General features: G+C 48.5%; 16 protein-coding genes. 7 read left to right on the top strand and 9 right to left on the bottom strand.

The window, feature by feature from the left end:
• Positions 1-8: 8 nt before the first annotated feature.
• The 3 genes from pheT to LKI20_RS05285 all read right to left on the bottom strand — a co-directional run bounded on the left by pheT (position 9) and on the right by LKI20_RS05285 (position 4,655).
• Positions 9-2,627 carry a phenylalanine--tRNA ligase subunit beta gene (pheT, locus tag LKI20_RS05295; protein ID WP_291771200.1) on the bottom strand — a complete coding sequence of 873 codons (2,619 nt, stop codon included), beginning with the start codon at positions 2,625-2,627 and terminating at the stop codon, positions 9-11.
• A 7-nt stretch (positions 2,628-2,634) separates the two neighbouring features.
• A complete protein-coding gene (gene pheS / locus LKI20_RS05290) occupies positions 2,635-3,690 on the bottom strand; it encodes a phenylalanine--tRNA ligase subunit alpha (protein ID WP_291773379.1) in 1,056 nt (351 codons plus the stop codon).
• Between the two features lie 92 nt (positions 3,691-3,782).
• Positions 3,783-4,655, bottom strand: a complete 873-nt coding sequence (locus LKI20_RS05285; protein ID WP_291771197.1) for a TrmH family RNA methyltransferase — start codon at positions 4,653-4,655, stop codon at positions 3,783-3,785.
• Between the two features lie 252 nt (positions 4,656-4,907).
• On the opposite strand from LKI20_RS05285, the gene LKI20_RS05280 reads away from it, so the two are divergent.
• The 3 genes from LKI20_RS05280 (at position 4,908) to LKI20_RS05270 (ending at position 8,366) form a co-directional block, all read left to right on the top strand.
• Positions 4,908-6,581 (top strand): ABC transporter permease, encoded by a 1,674-nt coding sequence (locus tag LKI20_RS05280; RefSeq protein WP_291771194.1) that lies wholly within the window; start codon positions 4,908-4,910, stop codon positions 6,579-6,581.
• Positions 6,582-6,698: 117 nt separating this feature from the next.
• Positions 6,699-7,469 carry an ABC transporter ATP-binding protein gene (locus LKI20_RS05275; RefSeq protein WP_291771192.1) on the top strand — a complete coding sequence of 257 codons (771 nt, stop codon included), beginning with the start codon at positions 6,699-6,701 and terminating at the stop codon, positions 7,467-7,469.
• A gap of 276 nt (positions 7,470-7,745) precedes the next feature.
• Complete coding sequence (locus tag LKI20_RS05270) at positions 7,746-8,366, top strand: superoxide dismutase (RefSeq protein ID WP_291771189.1); 621 nt, start codon at positions 7,746-7,748, stop codon at positions 8,364-8,366.
• A gap of 321 nt (positions 8,367-8,687) precedes the next feature.
• Here LKI20_RS05270 and LKI20_RS05265 read toward each other — a convergent pair whose 3' ends face one another.
• From LKI20_RS05265 to LKI20_RS05255, 3 genes are all read right to left on the bottom strand, one after another.
• The gene (locus LKI20_RS05265) at positions 8,688-11,519 is read right to left on the bottom strand and encodes an ATP-binding cassette domain-containing protein (RefSeq protein WP_291773376.1); all 2,832 of its coding nucleotides are present in this window, start codon (positions 11,517-11,519) and stop codon (positions 8,688-8,690) included.
• A gap of 94 nt (positions 11,520-11,613) precedes the next feature.
• Positions 11,614-12,237 (bottom strand): ECF transporter S component, encoded by a 624-nt coding sequence (locus tag LKI20_RS05260; protein ID WP_291771186.1) that lies wholly within the window; start codon positions 12,235-12,237, stop codon positions 11,614-11,616.
• 470 nt (positions 12,238-12,707) lie between these two features.
• On the bottom strand, positions 12,708-14,075 hold the full coding sequence (locus tag LKI20_RS05255; RefSeq protein WP_291771184.1) for a dipeptidase: 1,368 nt from the start codon (positions 14,073-14,075) through the stop codon (positions 12,708-12,710).
• A 74-nt stretch (positions 14,076-14,149) separates the two neighbouring features.
• Between LKI20_RS05255 and LKI20_RS05250 the strand changes: the two genes are divergently transcribed.
• The 4 genes from LKI20_RS05250 (at position 14,150) to glnA (ending at position 18,814) form a co-directional block, all read left to right on the top strand.
• On the top strand, positions 14,150-14,764 hold the full coding sequence (locus tag LKI20_RS05250) for a DUF3043 domain-containing protein (RefSeq protein ID WP_291771181.1): 615 nt from the start codon (positions 14,150-14,152) through the stop codon (positions 14,762-14,764).
• A 68-nt stretch (positions 14,765-14,832) separates the two neighbouring features.
• Positions 14,833-16,305: a dihydrolipoyl dehydrogenase gene (lpdA, locus tag LKI20_RS05245; protein ID WP_291771178.1), complete on the top strand. Its 1,473-nt coding sequence runs from the start codon at positions 14,833-14,835 to the stop codon at positions 16,303-16,305.
• A gap of 140 nt (positions 16,306-16,445) precedes the next feature.
• Positions 16,446-17,183 carry a DUF4191 domain-containing protein gene (locus LKI20_RS05240; protein WP_291771175.1) on the top strand — a complete coding sequence of 246 codons (738 nt, stop codon included), beginning with the start codon at positions 16,446-16,448 and terminating at the stop codon, positions 17,181-17,183.
• A gap of 194 nt (positions 17,184-17,377) precedes the next feature.
• Positions 17,378-18,814: a type I glutamate--ammonia ligase gene (gene glnA / locus LKI20_RS05235; RefSeq protein ID WP_291771172.1), complete on the top strand. Its 1,437-nt coding sequence runs from the start codon at positions 17,378-17,380 to the stop codon at positions 18,812-18,814.
• 203 nt (positions 18,815-19,017) lie between these two features.
• On the opposite strand, the gene ptsP is transcribed toward glnA, so the two are convergent.
• From ptsP to alsE, 3 genes are all read right to left on the bottom strand, one after another.
• Positions 19,018-20,640, bottom strand: a complete 1,623-nt coding sequence (gene ptsP, locus LKI20_RS05230; RefSeq protein ID WP_291771169.1) for a phosphoenolpyruvate--protein phosphotransferase — start codon at positions 20,638-20,640, stop codon at positions 19,018-19,020.
• A complete protein-coding gene (locus LKI20_RS05225; RefSeq protein ID WP_291771166.1) occupies positions 20,640-20,900 on the bottom strand; it encodes an HPr family phosphocarrier protein in 261 nt (86 codons plus the stop codon). Before LKI20_RS05225 ends, ptsP begins: the two co-directional genes overlap by 1 nt.
• 253 nt (positions 20,901-21,153) lie before the next feature.
• A complete protein-coding gene (gene alsE, locus LKI20_RS05220) occupies positions 21,154-21,855 on the bottom strand; it encodes a D-allulose 6-phosphate 3-epimerase (protein WP_291771163.1) in 702 nt (233 codons plus the stop codon).
• Positions 21,856-21,868: the final 13 nt, after the last annotated feature.

Genomic DNA, 21,868 nt, shown 5'->3' with positions numbered 1-21,868 from the left:
GTCAGTGCTTAGGCTCTGAGTTGCGCTCCTAATTGCGCTGCTTCTTTAACAATTACACTACGCAACGCATCACTGTCTTCAGCACCCAGCGTTTTCACTGGTGAGCGGAATGTTACCGCATAAGCTAACGATTTCTTACCTTCACCAAGTTGATCCCCAGTAAAGAGGTCAAAGAGTTGGATAGATTCCAAATCAGCACCTGCGGCCCTCTCAATAGCACCCTGTAATTCTTGTGCGCTTAGCGACTGTGGCACAGTAAAGGCCAAATCCTGATGCACAGGAGGGAATGTTGAAATCGGCTTCGCCTGTACAGGTGAATCATCCAATGCTGAGAATATTTGAGAAAGATTCAACTCGAAGGCAGCACTATGAGCAGGAATCCCCAGTGCGGCGTTAACTTCAGGATGAAACTCCCCAACGGTACCGACCACTGAACCATCTGGCAGCAACACTTGAGCACTACGTCCGGGATGCCAAGAAGCTGCTTCATCACCATCGACCGGCTGCTTGAGCGTCAACTGCGTTCCAAGCCTGCGAGCAAGCTTATGCACAGCTTCAACAGCATCTGTCCAGTCAACTGGGCGTTTCTGCGATAGCCACCCAGCGTCCTCAGCGTTGCCTGTGAAAATAGCTGCAACATGAGTTGGTTGCTCTGGCAGACCGGCATCAAGAGCTGCAAGCTCATCATCTGACGGTCGCACACCTCCATCTAGTGCAGGTATTGCCGGAGCTTGAGGATCCCAGAGGAAAACGCGACCCAGCTCATAAATACCAACATCTTGCAAACCACGCCTGATGTTGCGTTGCACCGTTAACGCCAAAGTCATCAGCAGCGATCTGCGCAGATACGGACGATCACCTGCGAGTGGATTTTCAAGCTGCACACTAGTGTTACTGACGATGTCTGCGTCCAAAGCAAAGGCTTTGAAATCTTCATCACCGACGAATGGGTAGCTCAGCGTTTCCACCAAGCCCGATTCGGCAAGGGTATTAGCAACCCAGCGCTGACGCATCTGGAATGGCGTTAAACCACTATTTCCAAGTACAGGGGCTGAAGGCACCACCACAGGAATATTGTCGTAACCCACCAGTCGCGCAATTTCCTCGACAAGGTCACAAGCTTCAGTCAAATCCGGCCTCCACGTTGGAGGTGCAACAGTGAATTCACCATTACCACCGCCACCAACGCGGCAACCAATGTCAATAAGGATTTCAGAGATGCGGTTCAGCTCGCAATCAAGACCAGCAAGACGCTTAACTTCGCTTGCCTTGAACAAAATGTCTTTGGGCTTAACGGTATTATCAATATCTCTCGGCGAACGAGAAGCCGAACCAGAACCATATTTCGTCAATAGTTCGGCAGCTTCTTGAGCTGCTGCAGGCTGAAGTTTCGTATCTACACCGCGCTCAAAACGGCGTGAAGCCTCAGAAGGAATCTTATGTCGACGCGCAGAACGTGCTATAGAAATTTGGTCAAAATGCGCTGCTTCAATCAAGATGTTCTTGGTGTTTGCGGTGACCTCACCGTATTGTCCACCCATTACACCTGCAATACCAAGAATTCTGGAAGCACGTTCTCCATTCGGAGAATCGGTAATCAACAAATCTTCGACGTTGAGCTGATGTTTTTTGCCGTCAAGGGTAGTCAGCTCTTCACCTTCATGAGCTCTACGTACCACGATCGGGCTTTCAAGAGCGTCAAGATCATAAGCATGCAAAGGCTGACCCAGATCCATCATGACATAGTTGGTCACATCAACAGGCAGAGAGATAGGTCTCATACCTGCACGAATCAACCTTCTACGGATGACATTTGGCGTATGTGCGTTGATATCCACATGATGAATGGCGCGAGCGTAGTAACGATCGCAACCAATAACACCGTGGATAGGGTTATTATCCTCAATTTCAACGTCAACATCTGCCTCATATGTTGGTTCAATCTCAGCGGCTGAGATGTCTGGGATCAAGGTATTCAAACGATTAACTGGATCAGTGAACGTTGCACCCGTTGAATTGTGATATTCACGAGCAATACCTCTGTATGAGAAAGCATAACCACGGTCAGGAGTGATATTAATCTCCAGAATCGGGTTGTTGAGGTGCAACAAGCTGATTGCGTCATCTCCGGGCTTCAAAGCTTCATATTCAGCTTCGGTGAATCCGTGCTCTCGTAGCAAGATAATGCCGTCATGACTGTCACCGATGCCAAGTTCGCGCTCGGAAGCGCACATGCCGTCAGAAACATGACCATAAGTCTTGCGAGGCTCAATGCGGAAATCCCCAGGCAATACGGCGCCTGGAAGAGTAACGACGACCTTTTCACCAGCCGCCATATTTGGTGCTCCACAAACGATGCCGCGAGGAACACGATTACCCTGTTCATCAACGTCGTTATATTCATCGCCAACATCAACGTGACACCAGTTAATGGTCTTCCCATTTTTCTGAGACTCTGGCGAAGCGTCTACCACATAACCGACCACAATGGGCCCTGTCACCGAAGAACGGTGAATCATCTCTTCTTCGAGTCCAACACGAACTAAGTCCGCAGCAAGCTGCTCGTAACTCAGATCTTTCTTCAGTTCGACGTGGTCTGACAACCAATCGATATCAACCATAGGCATGGCGTAATCACTCCCCCATCACAAACTGTTCACTGAACCGTACATCGCCCTCAACCAAGTCATGCATATCGTTAATGTCATGGCGCAATAAGAGGGTGCGTTCCATACCTACACCGAAGGCGAAGCCCGAATAAATGTCAGGGTCAATACCTGCCGACTTGAGCACATTGGGGTTCACCATGCCACAACCACCCCATTCGATCCAGCCAGGACCACCCTTTTTGTCGGGGAACCACAAGTCCATTTCTGCACTGGGCTCGGTAAAAGGGAAATAGGATGGACGAAGTCGAGTTTTCGCACCCTTACCAAACATCGCTACTGCTAGTTTGTCTAACACACCTTTAAGGTCTGCCATGGTGAGGTGTTTGTCCACTGCAATGGCTTCGCACTGGTGGAATACCGGTGTGTGCGTGGCATCGAGTTCATCGGTGCGGAACACACGTCCTGGGCATGCCACATATAGCGGTACGCCGCGTTGCAGTAGTGAACGAGCTTGAACAGGCGAGGTATGAGTGCGCATCACCATATTGGATCCGACGAATCCAGCCGCATCTTTTGCTTGGTTGCCCTTGATATAGAAGGTGTCTTGCATTTGGCGAGCAGGATGATCTGGGCCAAAGTTTAGCGCATCAAAGTCATACCATTCAGCTTCAACTTCAGGTCCCTGCGCAATCTGCCACCCCATAGAGACGAAGAAATCTTCAACATCTTCTAGTAGCTTCGACAAGGGATGTCTCGCTCCTAAAGGATGACGATTCACCGGCAAAGTCATATCTACACTTTCTTCAGCCAAAGCCTGAGCTTGTGCAGCTGCACTCAGCTCTTGCTCTTTTGCAGAAAATGCGCGTCCAAAGTTTGCGCGGAGCTCGCCCATGAGCTTACCGGCATCTTTCTTCTGATCCTTCGGCAAAGTGCCAATTGCCTTGCTCGCACGGGTCATGGCCGAATCAGCACCTGCATACTGCGAGCGCAGAGCTTTAAGCTCCTGCAAGTCAGAGGCTTTCTCGATTTTGCTGATACCGTCCGCTACGTCCGCAGAAACCACCTCGGCGTCGAACGTCACTTCATTTGCCAACTTGGACCTTCCTTCATCTGTCCACTGAGTTTGTCTACCAAGTGACCTCAGAAACAGCCTTTTTCCAGCGTTTACCGACTTTAGATTCTTTCAAAGTGACTCGACATAGCCACCGTGTGCAATAGAATCGCCGCACTCGTTGCCAAGTTGAGAGATTCTGCTTTGCCGTACATTGGTATATATACCGTCCGATGTACTTGTTTCAGAATGTGTTCTGGTAAGCCACGCGCCTCATTGCCAAATAGAAAAGCACGGGGCTGATCTTGAGTAGTAGCTTCTTGTTCCAATAATTCTGGAAGCTGTATCGCCGGTCTCCCCTCCAAACCGTACACATCGGCTGCATTCACACTGGCTCCAAACTTCGATGTCCATTGAAAGAACTCTTCACTGCTCAGTGTAACTACTGGAATATGGAATAACGATCCCACGCTAGAACGCACCACTTTGGGGTTCAACACGTCTACACAGTCATCAACAAAAACCACCACGTCACATCCTGAAGCATCAGCTGCTCTAATGACTGTTCCAGCATTTCCAGGATCTCTGATTTGCCAAAATGCGGCAATCATAGCCTTAGGAGATATAGCGAGATCGTTTACATCAACTTGTAGAGCTGCCGAGTCTGCGACGGCAAGGATTCCCTGACTATCAGTGCTGATGCGATGCATCACTCTTTCAGTGACATGGTGGACATATATACCGGACTCTTGGGAAAGCTCCTGCAAACTCTCTACAACTGGTGACACCACGTCAATGTGCCCATCGGATTCATTGACCTGCACGAACAAATCCCCGATGATTTCAGGTCGGTAGGTGATTGCTTCACGAACTGCTTGTGGGCCTTCGATACAAAAACGTCCATATTCTTCGCGACGTTTACGTGAGCTCAAATCGCTAACCTTACGAATACGGTCGGCCTTGGGATTGTCAATAACTCCTGAGTGAATAGGCATACCTCAACTCTATCGACACAGCACCACAACGAGTCGCAGTGGCGTTGCTTAAGTAATCATCAAGCCTCATCGGTGTGAACCATCATTCAACACGTGATGCTTCACAGCGGATTTTCAGAATTACTGCAGGACAATCGCAGAACCCACACAGAACTCTGCCAACAGAGTGCAGTTTACTGTGCATTACGGGCCGATAAGGCTACATCTCTTGCTATTGACCCGTCCACTTCATACAACTGATTAAGGATTGCAATGTTCGTGTTCAAGAATGCTTGGAAGAGCGTTATACGCAATAAAGGGCGCAACATACTTATCGCCATCATCGTGGCAATCATTGCTGCAGCAGCCACCATAGGACTGTCCATCCGACAGGCAGCGAACACTGCTAGAGAAACTGGCCTTGAAAACACGAGCGTTACTGGTCAGATTAGCGTTGATAGAAGCAAACTCATCAACGCATCGAGCACCAGCAGTTCTTCGAGCAGCAGCAGCCAGCCAGATTTCAGCGCTATACGAAAGGCACTGAGCGACAAGGAACTCACGCTGAGCGACTACCAGAAATACGCCAAGCTGAGCTCAGTCTCATCGTCGTATTACACAGAAACCGCTTCTCTGGCCAAAACCGATTCGTTCCAACCAGTTTCGACGACTTCGAGCTCTGATTCCAGCTCAAGTTCCAGTTCAAGTTCCTCAAGCTCAAACTCACAACAAAACCCTGGCGGCGGCATGGGCGGCGGAGGTATGGAATCAACTACTACCTCTGGTGACTTTCAACTTGTAGGGTTCTCTTCTGATCAAGCTGTTAAGAACGCCGCAAACGGTACTTTTAGTATGAGCTCAGGTGAGGTATTCGATTATGATTCCAATTCCGATAATGAAGTCATCATCTCCAAATCACTTGCAGATTTCAACAATCTCAAGGTTGGCAGCACTATCAGCGTTGAAAACTCGAGCGATTCCAGCAAAACCTATACATTGAAGGTTATTGGTATTTATAAGAACACCACTGAAACAACTACCTCAATGGGAGGGCCGGGTAACTCTACAGCTAGCGATCCTGCGAATGCTATTTATGCCTCGGTCGCAACGCTGAAAGCCTTAGGACTTGATGCTTCTAGCACTGTCACCACCACAGATTCATCGGGTACCAGCACCACGTCTGCAGCAGCAGATATTAGTTACACCTACGTGTTCAGCGATGAGAGCGCTTATGACACTTTCAAAACTCAAGCCACTAAAGCTGGTCTAAGCAGCGATTACTCAGTGTCATCATCGGATGTTGAAGAATATGAGTCTAGCTTGGTGCCATTGAACAACCTCTCGCAATTTGCAGTGACATTGCTGCTTATTGTTTTGGGTGTTGGCGCTGTGGTGTTGATTGTGCTCAGTCTCTTCAACGTCAGAGAACGAAAATACGAGGTTGGCGTCTTAACTGCTATGGGCGTGAAAAAGACTAAGGTTGCCGCTCAATTCGCTATAGAGCTGTTAATCGTCACGATGATTGGTTTGGGTGTGGGTGCTATTGCCGGTGCAGCAACATCTGTTCCTGTTTCAAACCAACTTTTGGCAAGTCAGGTTGCGCAGCAGGAAAGTGAAAGCAGCAGTCAGCAGGCTCAGTTCGGTCGTGGTATGCAGGCCGGTTCTAACTCGGGCAGTTCTAGCAGTAGATCAAGTTCAAATTCGAGCAGTAGCGGTTCCAGTTCCAACTCGGGCGCTCAGGCCGCTCCTACTCAGGGCAACGGTGGACCTGGTCAAATCAGTACACAAGCCGTGAACTATGTATCGTCAATCAATTCAACTGTGAGCCTTTCTATGGTTGGCCAGCTCGTTCTGATTGGTTTAGGTCTTACCTTACTTTCGGCACTGGTTGGAGTGATATTCGTTATGAGATACGAACCCCTGCAAATATTGGCGGATCGCTCGTAACCAAGTTGCTAACTGGATTGCATTTATAACCGCATTGCCTGGGCATATACAACACGTAAATCACACTATTTGAGTATGGATGCCCAGGCAGTTACCACTTCTTCTTAAGGACAGAATATGAGTTCGACAACAGACTCAACAGCGACACACACACAACCATCCGCCCAAACTTCTGACAAGGCCAACACAACAGCCACATTGGAATTGAAGAAAGTTTCTTACGCTTATACCAAGGGCGGTAAGAAAGTTCTTCACGATATTAGTTACGCCTTCAACAGCGGTTCTGTGTACTCAATCACTGGGCCTTCAGGAGCAGGAAAAACCACTCTGCTCTCCCTGATTTCAGGACTTGCATCACCCACTGAAGGACAAGTAATTTATCAAGGAAAAGACCTCGCCAAACAAAATCGTTATGATTTTCGTAGCCACGATATAGGAGTGATTTTCCAGAGTTTTAATTTACTGCCTTCCTTAACCGTCAGTGAAAACATTGTGCTCTCAATGGATGCCTCTGGAAAACATTTTGATGAACCTAAAAAGAAAATCGCTGAAGAGCTACTCAGCGAAGTACACCTTCCTGCGGAGTATGCCAATGAAAGAATTCTGCATCTTTCAGGAGGCGAGCAACAACGCGTAGCCATCGCACGCGCACTGAGTTACGAACCTGAAGTAATCGTCGCTGATGAGCCCACAGGTAATCTGGATCTCAACACACAGAACGACATTATGGATATTTTCCGTGATCTCGCTCACGAGCACGGTAAGTGCGTCATCATCGTGACGCATAGCCCCGAGGTGGCACAACGTTCGGATGAAGTATTCCAGTTGGCACCGCTTCGTAAGCGTCCTGCAGGGAAGAAAGCAACAGCTTCCAACAGCAAACGCTAATGCATTGATACCGAGATAACTCATCTGTTGGGGGGTGCCAAGAATGATTCTTGGCACCCCCCAACAGCGTTGTAACGCAATAATCATTCAATTTTGCTACTCACCAAATATGTGCGTTATATCACTCATTCTGTGAGCACAACGCTTATTTGGAATGCGAAATCAGGACTAAACTCTGTCATTAGGAGTCAACCACGTCTGACTCTGGAAGCAACAGTTATATACCAAAGACGCAGTACGGGGAAACTACCCGATCACGAGATCCGGAGGAGCGATATGCCCGAATATACTTTGCCAGAACTTCCTTATGATTACTCGGCATTGGAGCCATTTATCTCAGGGAAGATTATGGAGCTTCATCATGACAAGCATCACCAGACTTATGTCACTGGTGCTAATAAAGCTCTTGAGCAGATTCACGATGCAGCTGAATCTGGCAACGTCGAAAATTCAAATCTCTTTGAGAAGAACTTGGCTTTCAATCTCGCAGGGCACAAGAATCACACCATTTTTTGGAAGAATATGGCGCCTGCTGACGGACAAGAGCCAGAAGGTGAGCTCAGAGCTGCTATTGATGATCAGTTTGGCTCATTCGAAGGCTTCAAGAAGTACTTTGCTTCAATGTGCGCAGGCATTCAGGGTTCAGGCTGGGCAGTGCTCGCGTGGGATTCACTAGGCGAGAAACTGGTGACTTTGCAGATGTACGATCATCAAGGCAATCTGCCCGTTACTGTATTCCCTCTGATTCTGCTTGATCTGTGGGAGCACGCTTACTATCTCGATTATCTGAACGTTCGACCAGATTACGTTAAGGCATGGTGGAACGTAGTGAATTGGGATGATGCTGCAGCTCGTTTCGACGAGGTTCGCAATCTCAATACCATTCTTGCGCGATAAATTGCGCACTTCCTTGGGGGAAGGGTACCGCACGCAATAGTGCGTACGGAAACGCGGGCTCGGCATGCAATAGCATGCCGAGCCCGCGCTATATTTGCCCTCAAATTTGAAGCAGATTCAGTTGTGTAGGGATTTACGCTAAGACCTCACCTATGCAGAATCCAAGAATGGCGTAATACCGCCATTTGTGCATAGCTAATACTTCATGTATCCGCTAAAATCCCTACACAACTGAATTCAAATGCCAAAACATCGAGTTTCATGAGCTCAACAAGGCCTCGTTCAGAGATTAGTAACCATATTGAGCACCGTTATGCCGAATCATCCCCCAAAAAAGGTGAATGTTCCGAAATAGGCAGCTGCAATCAGCGCAATTACTGGAATGCTTAATGACAGCGCCAGAAAACCGTAATCACGAATACCATACGCAGAAACTCTGGCATGACTTCTCTGCCCAGCCCCTCCGAATCCTCTAGCTTGCATTGCCGTGGCGAGAGTTGTGGAGCGACGAATAGATAATACTAAGAGTGCAAAAGCTTGCGGGAAGAAAGTTCGTATAGCGCTGTCGTCACCGAGACCACGCGACCTTCGGGATGCGGTAAGAGCACTCCAATCATCTTGTAGCACGGTAAACAGTCTCATACCTGCCAAGCCACCATACACGAATCGGTCAGGTAAATGGAGCACCTGACTAAAAGCATCAGCGAGATCAGTGGCGTCAATACCAAGCACTGTGATAATCGCTGGGATACCTATTGCCAAGATCCTCAATGCAGTTGCTATAGCCAAATCCACAGAGCGATCAGTAACGTGAATCAAACCCCACTGCCATAAGGTATCTCCACCGCTTTTCCCGTAGAGTAACACAGCCACTGCTGATCCAGGTGCTCCAATAAATAACGGCCAAGCTGAACGCACCACATGCCATGGAGCGATGCCAGCAATCATCAGCAACACGAATTCCAAAGTCAAAGAAACCGTAGCCGAGACCCAGTCCAAACTTATTAGCAGCGGCAGTGTTGCTAGCAGCCCACCGATTACACGGAATGCAGGGTTTAATGAGGCCAAGAATGGTGAACGACTCGAAGGTTTCTCAGGCTCATCTCGGGTATTCATAGGGCTCACGACTAAACTTGTTAGCTCTGCATCAGATACTGCCTTAGATATTGGAGCAAGGGCATCAGCATCTGTGTGATCCGTGGATTCTTTCGACAGGACAGTTGCTTCTGATGTAGCGGCACCAGCAGTCGCTGGCGAATCATGATGTGCTACTGCACTGTCAATTGATGCACTACCAATTGATTCATTCCAAGAAGCTTCACTCGTTTGTGTGGTCAGTTCGACAAGCTTCGCATCCAACGCAATAACCAAATCGCGATCATGCGTGATAACGATAATGCTCACTCCATCTGAACGCAGCGAATGTATCAACTTAACAATCTGCATCCATGTGCGACGATCTTGCCCGAAGGTAGGTTCATCCAGCAACAACACACGGGGTGCAGCCGCAAGTGCTGATGCAACTGTCAGACGACGCTTCTCGCCGCCCGAAAGTGTATAGGGATTAACCTGTGCATACCGCAGCAAATTAAAACGTTGCAGCAAATCATGTGCTCTAGCCTTGGCATCGGCTTCAGACATGCCTGATCGCAGGGGCGCAAGCATCATCTCTTCCATAACTGTTCCCTTAGCAAACTGATGCTCTGGATTCTGGAAGACATAGGAAATACGCGAAGCCAGATCACTAGATTTCCATGAATATGGATCTGTGTGCTCAAGGTCTCGAGCTAATTCTGGTGATGCAACTACTTCACCATCAACTGCTTTAAGCAGACCCGCTAGAGTCAGTGACAAGGTTGATTTTCCGACTCCATTTGGACCAACTAACGCGGTTATCTGCCCTGGATAAAAACTGAGATTAATGGATTGAGCAATCGCAATATTGTTGCGTCCTATAGATAAGTTTCTTGTATTCAGAAGCGCTTGACCCTCACCAGTGGTCGCAGAATATTGAGGCTCGTCAGGGGTGTGTATTGCAGTAATAGCATCGTCACTGCGGCGGAAACGTTCAGGAACCCAGATGCCGAGTTCGGCAAAATCCAGTGCCTCGTCAGTGAATACTTCTTCGGGACTGCCATCTGCAACGATAATAGTTTTACGAAAAGCGGTGCGGTCAATATCGTCATCAGAGTGTTCAACATCTTGTGTAGAAACTGGTGAAGAGTTGCGTGCACTCTCAGTATCTATTGAATGCTCTGACTCCAAGCCCAGCACGACAACCCTGTCAATCATATTAATCCACGGGCCAGCATGATGCTCCACAAGCACCATAGTGCAGGCTCGCTCTCGCACTACATCTTCAACAGCACCTACAATTTGCTGCACACCATCGGGATCGAGATTCGCTGTCGGCTCGTCGAGAAGCAGCACACCAGGTCGCATAGCGAGAGCTCCAGCAAGTGCACTTCGCTGCATCTGTCCACCGCTGAGGTGCAATACCGAGTGAGTGAGTTTGAGCTCGTTCATACCGACAGCAGTAAGGCTATCTCGTGTACGATCCCAGATCTCCGTTCGTGGGACGTTCAGGTTCTCAGGTCCGAAAGCAACGTTGTCGCCAAGACGCTGAAATATTGCCTGAGCATCAGGATCTTGCAGTACTAGCCCTACGCTCCCGATAGCTTTGTGAACACTACGTGTTCCTACTAGCACTCGTCCTTCAGTTAAGCCCCCATCAGCGTCAATCACAGCTTCAATCGTTGTGGTAGTTGCAAACTCGGTAGATTGTGCTGTAACAGGGGCGTCCGCTGCACCTTGAGTCTTGAGCGAATTGGGCACGTTGAGCTGACTGTTACCAGAAGCAGTAGAAACATCACCATCAGAGACTGTTGTAGTTTCGCCATCATCGCCACCATCGCCACCAATCAAACCCGCAGCTGCTTCAAGAATTGTTGATTTACCAATTCCTGAAGCGCCAAGTAGCAACACTCGCTCCCCCGCCGCAATGTGCAGATTGAGATCCCGAACCGCAAAGTGACGACGTGAAGCATGCTTATAACCCCAATGTTCAAAGGTTAAGGATGCAGCGGCATCTGGTGACACATCCGCTTCACTATGCAGATGTTGTTGGGAAGACTCATCGGGGGTCGCAGCCATAGGATGCAGCTCTGCTGCTAGGTGATTCATCAATCATTTGTCCAATCGTGCATTGTCCAATTACGCATTGTCCAATCGTGCCAAAAATAACTATTTAATCGCTGACACCACGCACTTCACGTCCTGAGGCAAAATGATCCAAAGCACCAGTTTTGGCAATCGCTACATAGAGATACCACATAAGAATACCGGCAATGACGGCTCCTGAAATAACCGTTGAGAGTAGATAAATAATGCCGTAGGAACCGCCCCAATCGATAGCTTGGAGATTGGTAAAGAAGGAATATCCCCAGCATCCAATTCCCGAAAGGACACCCGAGAAAATCAAAGTCAAGGGATTCCACTTGCGATACATCACTATTACAAAGGCAAGTTCTGCCATCAGACCTTGTACAAGGCCGATGACAAATGTTGACCCGCCTCCCCACATATTGCCCATCAGAGCCTCGAGCACGGCAGCAACCACTTCTGCATACACTGCTGCACCAGGTTTACGCACAATGACGGCTGCAAGAGGACCTGCAAAAAGCCATAGGCCGTTAATGATTCCACCGAATCCAGGAATCACGGCCTCTAAGAAGTTCCACGGACCTGTAGAGATTAATGCAACCAGCCAATAAATCAGAGAGCTGGCAACACCGATTACTGAAGCAACTGCTATATCAACTACGCGCCAACGCAATATTGGTCGTATAGATGTCGATGCTGTTGAAGTCATGATGGTAATGTGCCTTTCATATCCATGCGTTTGCACGCATGAGTTGTCATTCAAGGCACGGGAAATGAGCGACATCCGTGCGCCGGCATTACCCGGTATACGTTCGTTCGGTTGAGGCTTCGCCTCATCTCAGCCGCGCGCTTGCGCACACAGCCCCCGTGTCACCAGCGATACTAGCGAAGGCCCTGACCAAATTCAATCCCAAACATCCTCTGGCTGAATTTCTGAGATGAGATCACCTTTCACTGCTGAGAATCTTCAACCGTTACTTGGAAGGTCACAACTGAACAAGCCCGGCCTATCCACTATGCCCACGGGACCTCCACCGTGTGTGTAATGAACATAGAAGAAGCTGCTGTTGATCGACTACGAATTCTTGCTCTTACATCGATTTGCTGGCAGCACTGCTACAGAATGAGCAGCTTATTCCGCATATTGCTCATTACACACACCATGCATCACACATACAGTCAGCCAGCCAGACGGTCAAGAAGCAAAGCTTCGGTGATGATATTGTTACGCAATCCAGATAACGATATGGACTCGTTCGGGCTATGGGCGTTAGACTTCGGATCCTCAGGACCAGTTACCAGCACCTGCGCATGAGGGAAGATACGCTGCAATTCGGGAATAAACGGAATTGAACCACCCTCACCCTTATTGATGACTTCAGTAGCGAATGCCTCGTGCATCGCCTGTTCAGCAATTTTCACTGCATCAGCATCAGGGTCCATCGCCCAACCCATACCATTATCCAAAGGATCGACTGTGACTTCCGCACCAAAAGGCGCATGGTCAATCAGGAATGCTGACAAAGCTTGTTGAGCCTCTTCTGGCCGCTGCGAGGGAGCTGTACGTAATGAAAGTCTAAATCTCGCCGAATCTGCAAGCACGTTGAAAGAACCTTCAACTGGATGAGCATCAACCCCAATGACTGTAAGACTTGGCTTTGTCCACAGTCTGGAAGCTAAAGAGCCTGTTCCTGCAAACTGCAGTCCTTCAACAGTTGCTGCATCATTGCGCAGAGTATCTTCATCAAGATCACGCTGCAGGCCACCAACAGGTTCCTGAGCAACAATTCCTGGCACTGCGAGCTCACCAGACTCGTTATACAAACTAGCAATCAACATGGCAGCAAGAGTATTGGCGTCTAATATAGGACCTCCGAACTGACCAGAATGAACCGGATGTCCAAGCACACGCACTGTCACATCCATAGTGGTATTGCCTCGCAGCGAGGTAGTTAGGCTTGGCACTTCAGCAGACCAGTTACCTGAATCTGCAACAATAATTACATCTGCTTCAAACTCTTTTTGGTGTTGTTCGATAAACGGTATAAAGCTTGGTGAACCCATTTCTTCTTCACCTTCAAAGAAGATTTTCACATTAACACCGAGATCGTCGCCCAAAGCTTTAAGCGTGCCTGAGTGAATTGCGATGCCACCGCCATCGTCGGCAGATCCTCGACCATATAAACGGTCATCCTTCTCAACAGCGACGAAGGGATCAGTCTCCCACTGACTCGGGTCAGGAACAGGCTGCACATCATGATGTGCATACAACAGGACGGTAGGTGCTTTGGGATCCACCATTCGAGAGCCGACTACTTCATACGCTCCCGCAGTGCCATCGGCATTTTGCGACTGCACCACATGCGCGTCCAATCCCAACTGGGTGAACTCGTCAGCAACAAACTGTGCTGAACGCTTCATATGTTCACCGGTAATACCTTTTGCAGAAACCGATGCACAAGCGACTTTGTTGGAAAGCAAAGTCACAATCCGATTCCAATCGCTTTGTACTCGAGCACGAAGCTCATTGCTATCTAACTTAGCCATTTCCATCTCCAAACCTTGTTTGTTTGTAGGCCTGTAAAGCCATATGCGTCTAGGCGTCACCGTAACCTGCTCGTATGACATGGAACCCATTTAAACGCGGCGCCGACGAGGACGCCCAAGTGCAAATCCCGCAGGCTGAAGTGGACAACAGCTCCACAGGTAAGGGACATCCAACACCTAAACGCAAGCAGGTCGAAGCAGAAAATCTCAGGCCTATTGTCCCCAAAGATCGCAAAGCCAGCAGGAAGGTAGAGCGAGATAAGCTGCGAGTAAAGCAAAACGAAGAATATGATGCTATGCGCAATGGTGATGTCAGGCATATGCCGGCCGCAGAGCGCATCCCATGGCGCATCTACATCCGCGATTATATTGATGCGCGATGGAACCTCGCTGAATTCTTCATCCCAGTCGCATTCGTAATTTTAATTGGCTCTATGGCAGTGACAGCTTTCTATCCAATACTTTCCATGCCTCTGCTCATCCTCATGTATGCCTATCTTCTAGCGGCAGTTGTCGATATCGCGTTAATGTGGAGAAAGCTCAAAGCTAAGCTCGTTGAAAAATATGGTGATCGTGCCGTTGCAAAGGGTTCGCGATCTGCTACCTATGCGTGGTCTCGTGCATTGCAGTTGCGCCGTTGGCGTATGCCACGCCCTCGTAGCCCTAAGAGGGGAAACTGGCCTAAGTAAAATATTTGCTTCACAGCAGCTTCCTGTGATGCTTTACCACTGATGTGAGTGCACTATCGAGGGGGATTATGAGCGACGTCAAGGAAGATCAGCAAGAGCAACAACCTAGAGAACACTCGAGTGCACGTCACGCAGATGTTGCCATAATCGGCGCTGGCCCAGGAGGGTATTCAGCCGCATTGCGCTCTAGTGAACTAGGCAAAAGCGTTATCCTCATCGAACGTGATGCTGTGGTGGGTGGCACCTGTCTGAATCGCGGTTGCATACCCACCAAGGCTCTGATTACTGCAGTAAGTGCTATCGGCGAAGCACAGCATGCGCAGAGTTTGGGCATCAACTTAGAACTTCATGGCCTTGATTTCGGTAAGCTTCGTGAGCACAGAGAGCATATGGTCAGCACCATGACCGAGGGCTTATCAGGATTACTTAAACACCGCAACATCGATGTGATTCAAGGCGAAGCAAGCATCGAAAGCGTTGGCACCATACATGTCACCAACGAGAGCGACACTGTTGAGGTCACTGCTGATGACATTATTATCGCCACGGGTTCGCGTCCTCGGCCACTCCCCAATCTTCCCTTCTCCCATGTGATACTCGACTCTGACCACGCTCTGACCTTAGACACTTTCCCCTCGAGCGCTGTCATTATCGGCTCAGGCGCTATCGGTCTCGAATTTGCAAGTCTGTGGAACACAGCTGGCTGCAAAGTCACATTATTAGCCCGCAAAGATAGGGTGTTATCACAGTGGAGTAAACGCTCTGGTGTAATGCTAGGACGTGAACTTAAACGTCAAGGGGTCAATGTCATTACGAAAGCCTCATGCACCGGCATTGACACTGGCGAAAACCTTGGTGCCACCGTTCACTACACCAACGGTGACGGTGACAACTCATCAGTCGAAGCAGACGTTGTTCTCGTAGCTATCGGCAGAGATGCAGCAACAGATGCTGATTGGTTTGCCAAGTTGGGCATAGAAACTACTGATCGAGGACTGATATCCACCGATGATTTAGGACAAAGTAGCGTGCGTCATATCTGGGCTGTTGGCGATATCACACCTGGTCATCAGCTCGCTCATCGTGCTTTTGAACAAGGAATCACTGTCGCGGAGGCAATCGCAGGATTGCAGCCTCGTCCGGTGAACAATGACACTATCCCTCAAATAGTTTTTTCTACACCAGAAGCAGCTGCAGTAGGTCTTACTCTCCAAGCCGCGCAAGATAATGACAACTACGAGAGCGTGAGTGAAACCACAATCCCCTTGATGTCGAATGCACGAGTTCTGATGACGGGGCAAGGAGGCTCACTGTCAGTAGTCACCGGATGCGAACGCTCCGAACCAGATACTCAATTGGTCTTAGGTGCACAGATTATTGGGCCTCATGCTAGCGAAATCATCGCTGAAGTTGAACAACTTGTTGGTAATCACATAGCGTTGTCGGATGCTGCACGCCTGATTCATCCACATCCCACTTTTGGTGAAGCACTCGGTGAGAGCCTGCTCAAAGCCGATGGCCGTCCTCTACACGTACGCTGAACTTTGTACTGAGCTGATGTGTAAATCTCAATCGCTGCTACTTTGCTAACGACACATCGTATAAATACACTCTTGGAAAGCGATTCGATGTGTCTATTGATAGACTGTCTTTCCAGTAATGCAACTTAAGTGAGGGTGGTATGGCAGACAACGCTGACAAGGCACAGTCCAAGAAAACGAAGAAATCAAAAGGCACGCTTTCCCAGATCAAGCAGATTTATACTTTTACCGCAAAAGAGGATAAGGTCCTTCCAGCATTTCTGGCACTGGCTTTCCTCGCACCGGTACTTGTTGCCGTCATCCTAGGCGTGATTATTAAAGCTGGTTGGTTCACCTGGATTATGGTTGTGCTAACGGGCATTATGTGCGGTCTGCTCTTGGCGACTATCACCCTGACGAAACGTTCCGACAAGGTTGGGTATCGTCGCATGGAGGGTCGTCCAGGCGCTACCGGAGCGGTGCTCAACAATATCACCAAAGGCGGCTTCAGCTTCCCTCAAGAGCCCGTATGGATTGATATGAAGACCAAAGACGCTGTGTGGAGAGGCACAGGCCGTTCCGGAGTCTACCTTGTTGGTGAAGGTGACGCTGCTCGCGTTTATAAGGCTATAGAGCGAGAAGAGACCAAGGTCAATCGCATCACCAAAGGTTCTGCCATTCCGATTCATAAAATCAGTGTTGGCAAAGGAGCACAACAAGTTCCTCTAGCCCAACTGCAAAAAACTGTAATGCGCAAGAAGATTAAGCTCACGAAGTTTGAGCTCGAACAACTTAATGACCGTCTTCGCACTCTTCAACAGCAGTCAGGTATTGGCGTGCCCAAAGGTGTAGATCCCACTAAAGTTCGAGTCAATCGTCGCGCCATGCGAGGACGCTGAATTCGCCTAGCAAGCCCAAATTCACTGCTAGTTGACCACGGGAGTGTGCTTAGCGTCCACATAGTGAATCAAGCAGCCCCCGCCATTACACGAATTGGCGCACCTCGAAACATCCTCGTAACCTTACGGGCGCGTGCGGGTAACGGATTCTTCTAGACTTGGGATTCGTAAGTACTCATGAAAGGAGCAGTTCAGTGACTGAACTGAAAACAAAGGCCGACGCCGAGGCTCTTATCAACACGGAGGGCGTTGAATACGTCTCTGTCCGTTTCACAGACCTCATCGGCGTACAGCAGCACTTCACAGTGCCGACAAATGAGTTCCTTGACAATGCATTCGACGAAGGTATGCCTTTCGACGGATCATCTGTACAGGGCTTCCAGGCCATTAACGAATCCGATATGAAGCTTGTGCCAGATATCAGCACCGCATTCATTGATCCTTTCCGTAAACACAAGACCCTGAACGTGGCATTCTCCATCGTTGATCCTCTCACCGATGAGCCATATTCACGCGATCCTCGTCAGGTTGCAGCCAAGGCTGAGGCATACCTTAAGTCAACAGGTATCGCCGATACTGCATCCTTCGCTCCTGAGGCTGAGTTCTTCATCTTCGATAAGGTGCGCTACGAGAACAGCATGAACCGCTCTTTCTACGAAGTAGATTCCATCGAAGCTCCTTGGAATTCAGGGACTGACATCGAAGATGACGGCACTCCAAACATCGGTTTCAAGAACCGTGTCAAGAAGGGATATTTCCCTGTCCCACCAATCGATCACAACCAAGATTTGCGCGATGACATGGTTGCTAATCTGCAGCAGGTTGGTCTGATTCTTGAGCGTTCACACCATGAAGTTGCAGGTGCTGGTCAGCAAGAGATCAACTACCGTTACAACACTCTGCAGCATGCTGGCGATGACTTGATGAAATACAAGTACATCGTTCACGAAACTGCTGCCATTGCAGGCAAAGCCGCAACCTTTATGCCAAAGCCAATTGCAGGCGACAACGGTACTGGCATGCACTGCCACCAGTCCCTGTGGAAAGACGGCAAGCCACTCTTCTACGACGAGAGAGGATACGGCGGCCTTTCTGATATCGCTCGTTGGTACATTGGTGGACTCATCAAGCATGCTCCATCTGTACTTGCCTTCACGAATCCTTCGATGAATTCATACCATCGTCTGGTTCCTGGCTATGAAGCCCCTGTCAACCTCGTGTACTCGGCTCGTAACCGTTCTGCTGCTATTCGTATCCCACTCGCAGGTACATCACCAGCTGCAAAGCGTATTGAGTTCCGTGCACCAGATCCAAGCTCTAACCCATTCCTTGCCTTCTCCGCTCAGCTCATGGCTGGCCTTGATGGCATTCTGAACCATATTGAGCCACCGGATCCAGTCGACAAGGATCTCTATGAGCTTCCTCCTGAAGAGCATGATCAAATTGCTCAGGTTCCAGGCTCATTGACTGAGGCGCTGAGCGCTCTCGAAGCCGATCACGACTTCCTGACTGCTGGCGATGTCTTCACTGACGACCTGATTGAGACTTGGCTTGAGCTTAAGCAAGGCGAAATTGACGAAGCTCGTCTCGCTCCTACCCCACTTGAGTACGAGCTCTACTTCCACATCTGAGTTTTAGATATGAATTATCCGGTAATGCTTTACACACCCCAAATACGGTGTATGTAAAGCTTTACCGGATATTTATTAAGCCTTCCCAGCGTAACGTGCAGGGAAGGCTTATTGCTTTTCATGAGCGCACTGTCACTACACTGACTATGCTGTAATGAGAGGTTGCTACAAGCGCCAGACATCTGGGCACAGACACTGAGATATCAACGCTTTCTGATAGCCTCACGCAAAGGCAAAATACTTTTAGGCGAAACAGATAACTCATCAATTCCCATATCAAGGAAAGTGTCTGTCAGGGCTAAATCTGCTCCAAGTTCGCCGCAGATACCACACCAGATGTTGTGATTATGCGCAGCTTTCACCGTCATATCAATCATTCGTAGCACTGCAGGCGAATGAGGATCAGCAAACCTACCTAGATTAGGGTTCTGCCTATCACAAGCCAGTGTATATTGCGTCAAATCATTGGTGCCAATTGAGAAGAAATCTACTTCCGCAGCAAGTTCGTCAGCCATGATAACGGATGCTGGCGTCTCAATCATAATGCCGATGGCAATGTCTTCATTGAACTGCACATGTGCAGCACGCAGTTCTGACTTCACTTGAGATAGTATGCTTTTAGCTTCACGTACCTCTGACACAGCAGTGATCATCGGGAACATCACAGCTATATTCCCATATGCTGAAGCTCTCAGCAACGCTCGTAGTTGTACCTTAAATATCTCTGGTTGCGTCAAGCATATACGGATTGCTCTGTACCCTAATGCGGGGTTATCTTCATGCTCGAGACCGAAATAGTCGGCCTGTTTATCGGCGCCGATATCTAGTGTGCGAATCACTACCAGTCGATCACCCATCTTCTGAGCAACCTCACGATATGCCGTAAACTGATATTCTTCCGTAGGAAAATCAGTACTCTCGAGATACAAAAATTCGCTACGAAATAGTCCAATACCCTCACCGTCGTTAGCCAGTACGGCAGTAACATCTGACGGGCGACCAATATTGGCATAGAGACGTACCGTCTGACCTGTGCTAGTGGTGGTAGCTTGTCCCTTAAGTTTCTGCAGTAATCGCAAATGTTCTTCAAAGCCCAACTGCTTCACTCGATACAGTTCGAGAGTGGAATCGTCTGGATCAATAATTACTGTGCCTGTTGAGCCATCTACCACCATCATTTCTCCAGTGCCAAAGGAGTCAAATCCCTCATGCACGCCGATTACTGCAGGCAATCCCATCGTTCGAGCAAGTATCGCGGTATGTGAATTTGATGATCCTTGCTCGGTAACGAATCCCAATACTGTGGAACGATCTAATTGCACAGTTTCACTAGGTGCAAGATCTTCGGCAACAATAATGTGACTGTGCTCCTGTACAACGTTATCGGTACCACTGCGATTGCTGAGAATATCGATTACTCGTTGAGAAATATCCCTGATATCACTAGCACGTGCTTGCATATAAGAGTTATCCATAGCCGCGAACATAGCTGCGAATTGTTCCATGGTGCTATTCACTGCGAATTCAGCATTCACAGAGCTAGACATAATGAGATCTTCGATACTGCTAACATATTCAGGGTCTCGGAGCATCAGTTGGTGTGTATCAAATAATTCTGCCTTACCCTCCCCTAGCTTGGCCGCAGTGTTGTTACGAATAACACTTAATTGCTGGATTGCAGCACCTTGGGCAGCGCGAAAACGGTTTACTTCAGTTTGAGGGTCTTCAACTACTCTGCGAATAACTGGCTCGTTCGCAGTATGTAGCACTTGGACTGGCCCTATGGCAATCCCCGCAGATACGCCAACACCTTGAAAGCTCTTCATCACAGAGACTCCTTGAAGAACTGTTGTAGTGCAGCAGCAGCTGCCTGTTCATCAGATCCTGTTACAGAGACTTCAATAACATCGCCTTGTTGCACGCCTAAACCCATCACACTCAGAATTCCTTTAGCATCAACAGATCTATCCGCTGTGATGAGTGTGACAGCAGACTCATATTCTTGGGCTTTACTCACTAATTGCCCTGCCGGACGGGCATGGATCCCCGCAGGATCAGTAACGGTGAAATTAAATGTTATAGCCATAATTGTTCTTTCTTGAACTGAGAAATACATCGTTGCCAATACAGATTTAGCTGTCAAACGCTTCACTGGGATAATGTGTATGGCTGCTGTAGCGGCAAAACAACCGCTTGTCTGACATCGCCAAGAGCATCGATGAGCCTGGTAATGCTGTTGAGAAACAAGCCATGACGAAACTTATATGGTGTGATATCACGCACTATATTGGCAACGAGTCATCTCTACTAATTTTCTGCGTCTTAGACGCTATTCCAGCTTACAAACCATTATCAAAACGGTAGCCTGTGGAACTTTCATATTCCTGCACCATCTGCTTCCAAGAATCTTCGATATTGTCTGTTAGACCGAATAAACCACTTCGTCCTATGACATAAATATCTGGATTTGCATCTGAAATCATCTTCCAATGTTTCAGATTCGTAGAACCATCCATTTCAATCTGATAGCTATAGCCGTGTTCCTCTCTCAAATCTCGCAATTGAGTTATTTTCTGTAAACAGCTTTGCAAAAATCGCTGTCCAGCGAAACCTGGATCGATAGTCATAATGGTCACTTTGTCGAGTACATCGATGTAAGGCATTATGGTGTCTATGCTGGTCTCAGGATTGAGCACAGCACCAGCTTTCAGACCAGCTTGGTGAATCTCATCAATCATGCTGAAAGCTACTCCATTAGCCACCTCAGATGGGAAACATATCTCATCACAGTTGACATTAATCAGTTGTTTGACCCAAAATGGCGCATCCGTCACCATCATATGTGCGGACATCGGGACATCAGATATCTTGCGCACTTGTTCAACGAACCATGGTGAGAGAGTGATATTAGGGACAAAATGACCGTCCATAATATCGATATGATAGGAGTTCACTTTATCGTTGAGGAAGGTAATCTGTTCTTTGAATTGGTCCAAATCCATCGTCATCAAAGACGGAGATAGCTGAATTTTCCTTGACATTATAGTAATTATT

Origin of the sequence: Bifidobacterium sp. (assembly GCF_022647885.1) — a bacterium.
In the GTDB taxonomy this organism is placed as follows: domain Bacteria; phylum Actinomycetota; class Actinomycetes; order Actinomycetales; family Bifidobacteriaceae; genus Bombiscardovia.
This window is presented reverse-complemented; position numbering and strand designations above follow the sequence as displayed.

What these genes read in the sequence shown, in the direction of transcription:
- lpdA (WP_291771178.1), top strand. Translation starts at nt 14,833, where the DNA reads ATGAGCGACGTCAAGGAAGATCAGCAAGAGCAACAACCTAGAGAACAC.
- LKI20_RS05240 (WP_291771175.1), top strand. Translation starts at nt 16,446, where the DNA reads ATGGCAGACAACGCTGACAAGGCACAGTCCAAGAAAACGAAGAAATCA.
- LKI20_RS05280 (WP_291771194.1), top strand. Translation starts at nt 4,908, where the DNA reads ATGTTCGTGTTCAAGAATGCTTGGAAGAGCGTTATACGCAATAAAGGG.
- alsE (WP_291771163.1), bottom strand. Translation starts at nt 21,855, where the DNA reads ATGTCAAGGAAAATTCAGCTATCTCCGTCTTTGATGACGATGGATTTG.
- LKI20_RS05265 (WP_291773376.1), bottom strand. Translation starts at nt 11,519, where the DNA reads ATGGCTGCGACCCCCGATGAGTCTTCCCAACAACATCTGCATAGTGAA.
- LKI20_RS05285 (WP_291771197.1), bottom strand. Translation starts at nt 4,655, where the DNA reads ATGCCTATTCACTCAGGAGTTATTGACAATCCCAAGGCCGACCGTATT.
- LKI20_RS05255 (WP_291771184.1), bottom strand. Translation starts at nt 14,075, where the DNA reads ATGGCTAAGTTAGATAGCAATGAGCTTCGTGCTCGAGTACAAAGCGAT.
- ptsP (WP_291771169.1), bottom strand. Translation starts at nt 20,640, where the DNA reads ATGAAGAGCTTTCAAGGTGTTGGCGTATCTGCGGGGATTGCCATAGGG.
- LKI20_RS05260 (WP_291771186.1), bottom strand. Translation starts at nt 12,237, where the DNA reads ATGACTTCAACAGCATCGACATCTATACGACCAATATTGCGTTGGCGC.
- LKI20_RS05270 (WP_291771189.1), top strand. Translation starts at nt 7,746, where the DNA reads ATGCCCGAATATACTTTGCCAGAACTTCCTTATGATTACTCGGCATTG.
- pheT (WP_291771200.1), bottom strand. Translation starts at nt 2,627, where the DNA reads ATGCCTATGGTTGATATCGATTGGTTGTCAGACCACGTCGAACTGAAG.
- LKI20_RS05250 (WP_291771181.1), top strand. Translation starts at nt 14,150, where the DNA reads ATGACATGGAACCCATTTAAACGCGGCGCCGACGAGGACGCCCAAGTG.
- LKI20_RS05275 (WP_291771192.1), top strand. Translation starts at nt 6,699, where the DNA reads ATGAGTTCGACAACAGACTCAACAGCGACACACACACAACCATCCGCC.
- LKI20_RS05225 (WP_291771166.1), bottom strand. Translation starts at nt 20,900, where the DNA reads ATGGCTATAACATTTAATTTCACCGTTACTGATCCTGCGGGGATCCAT.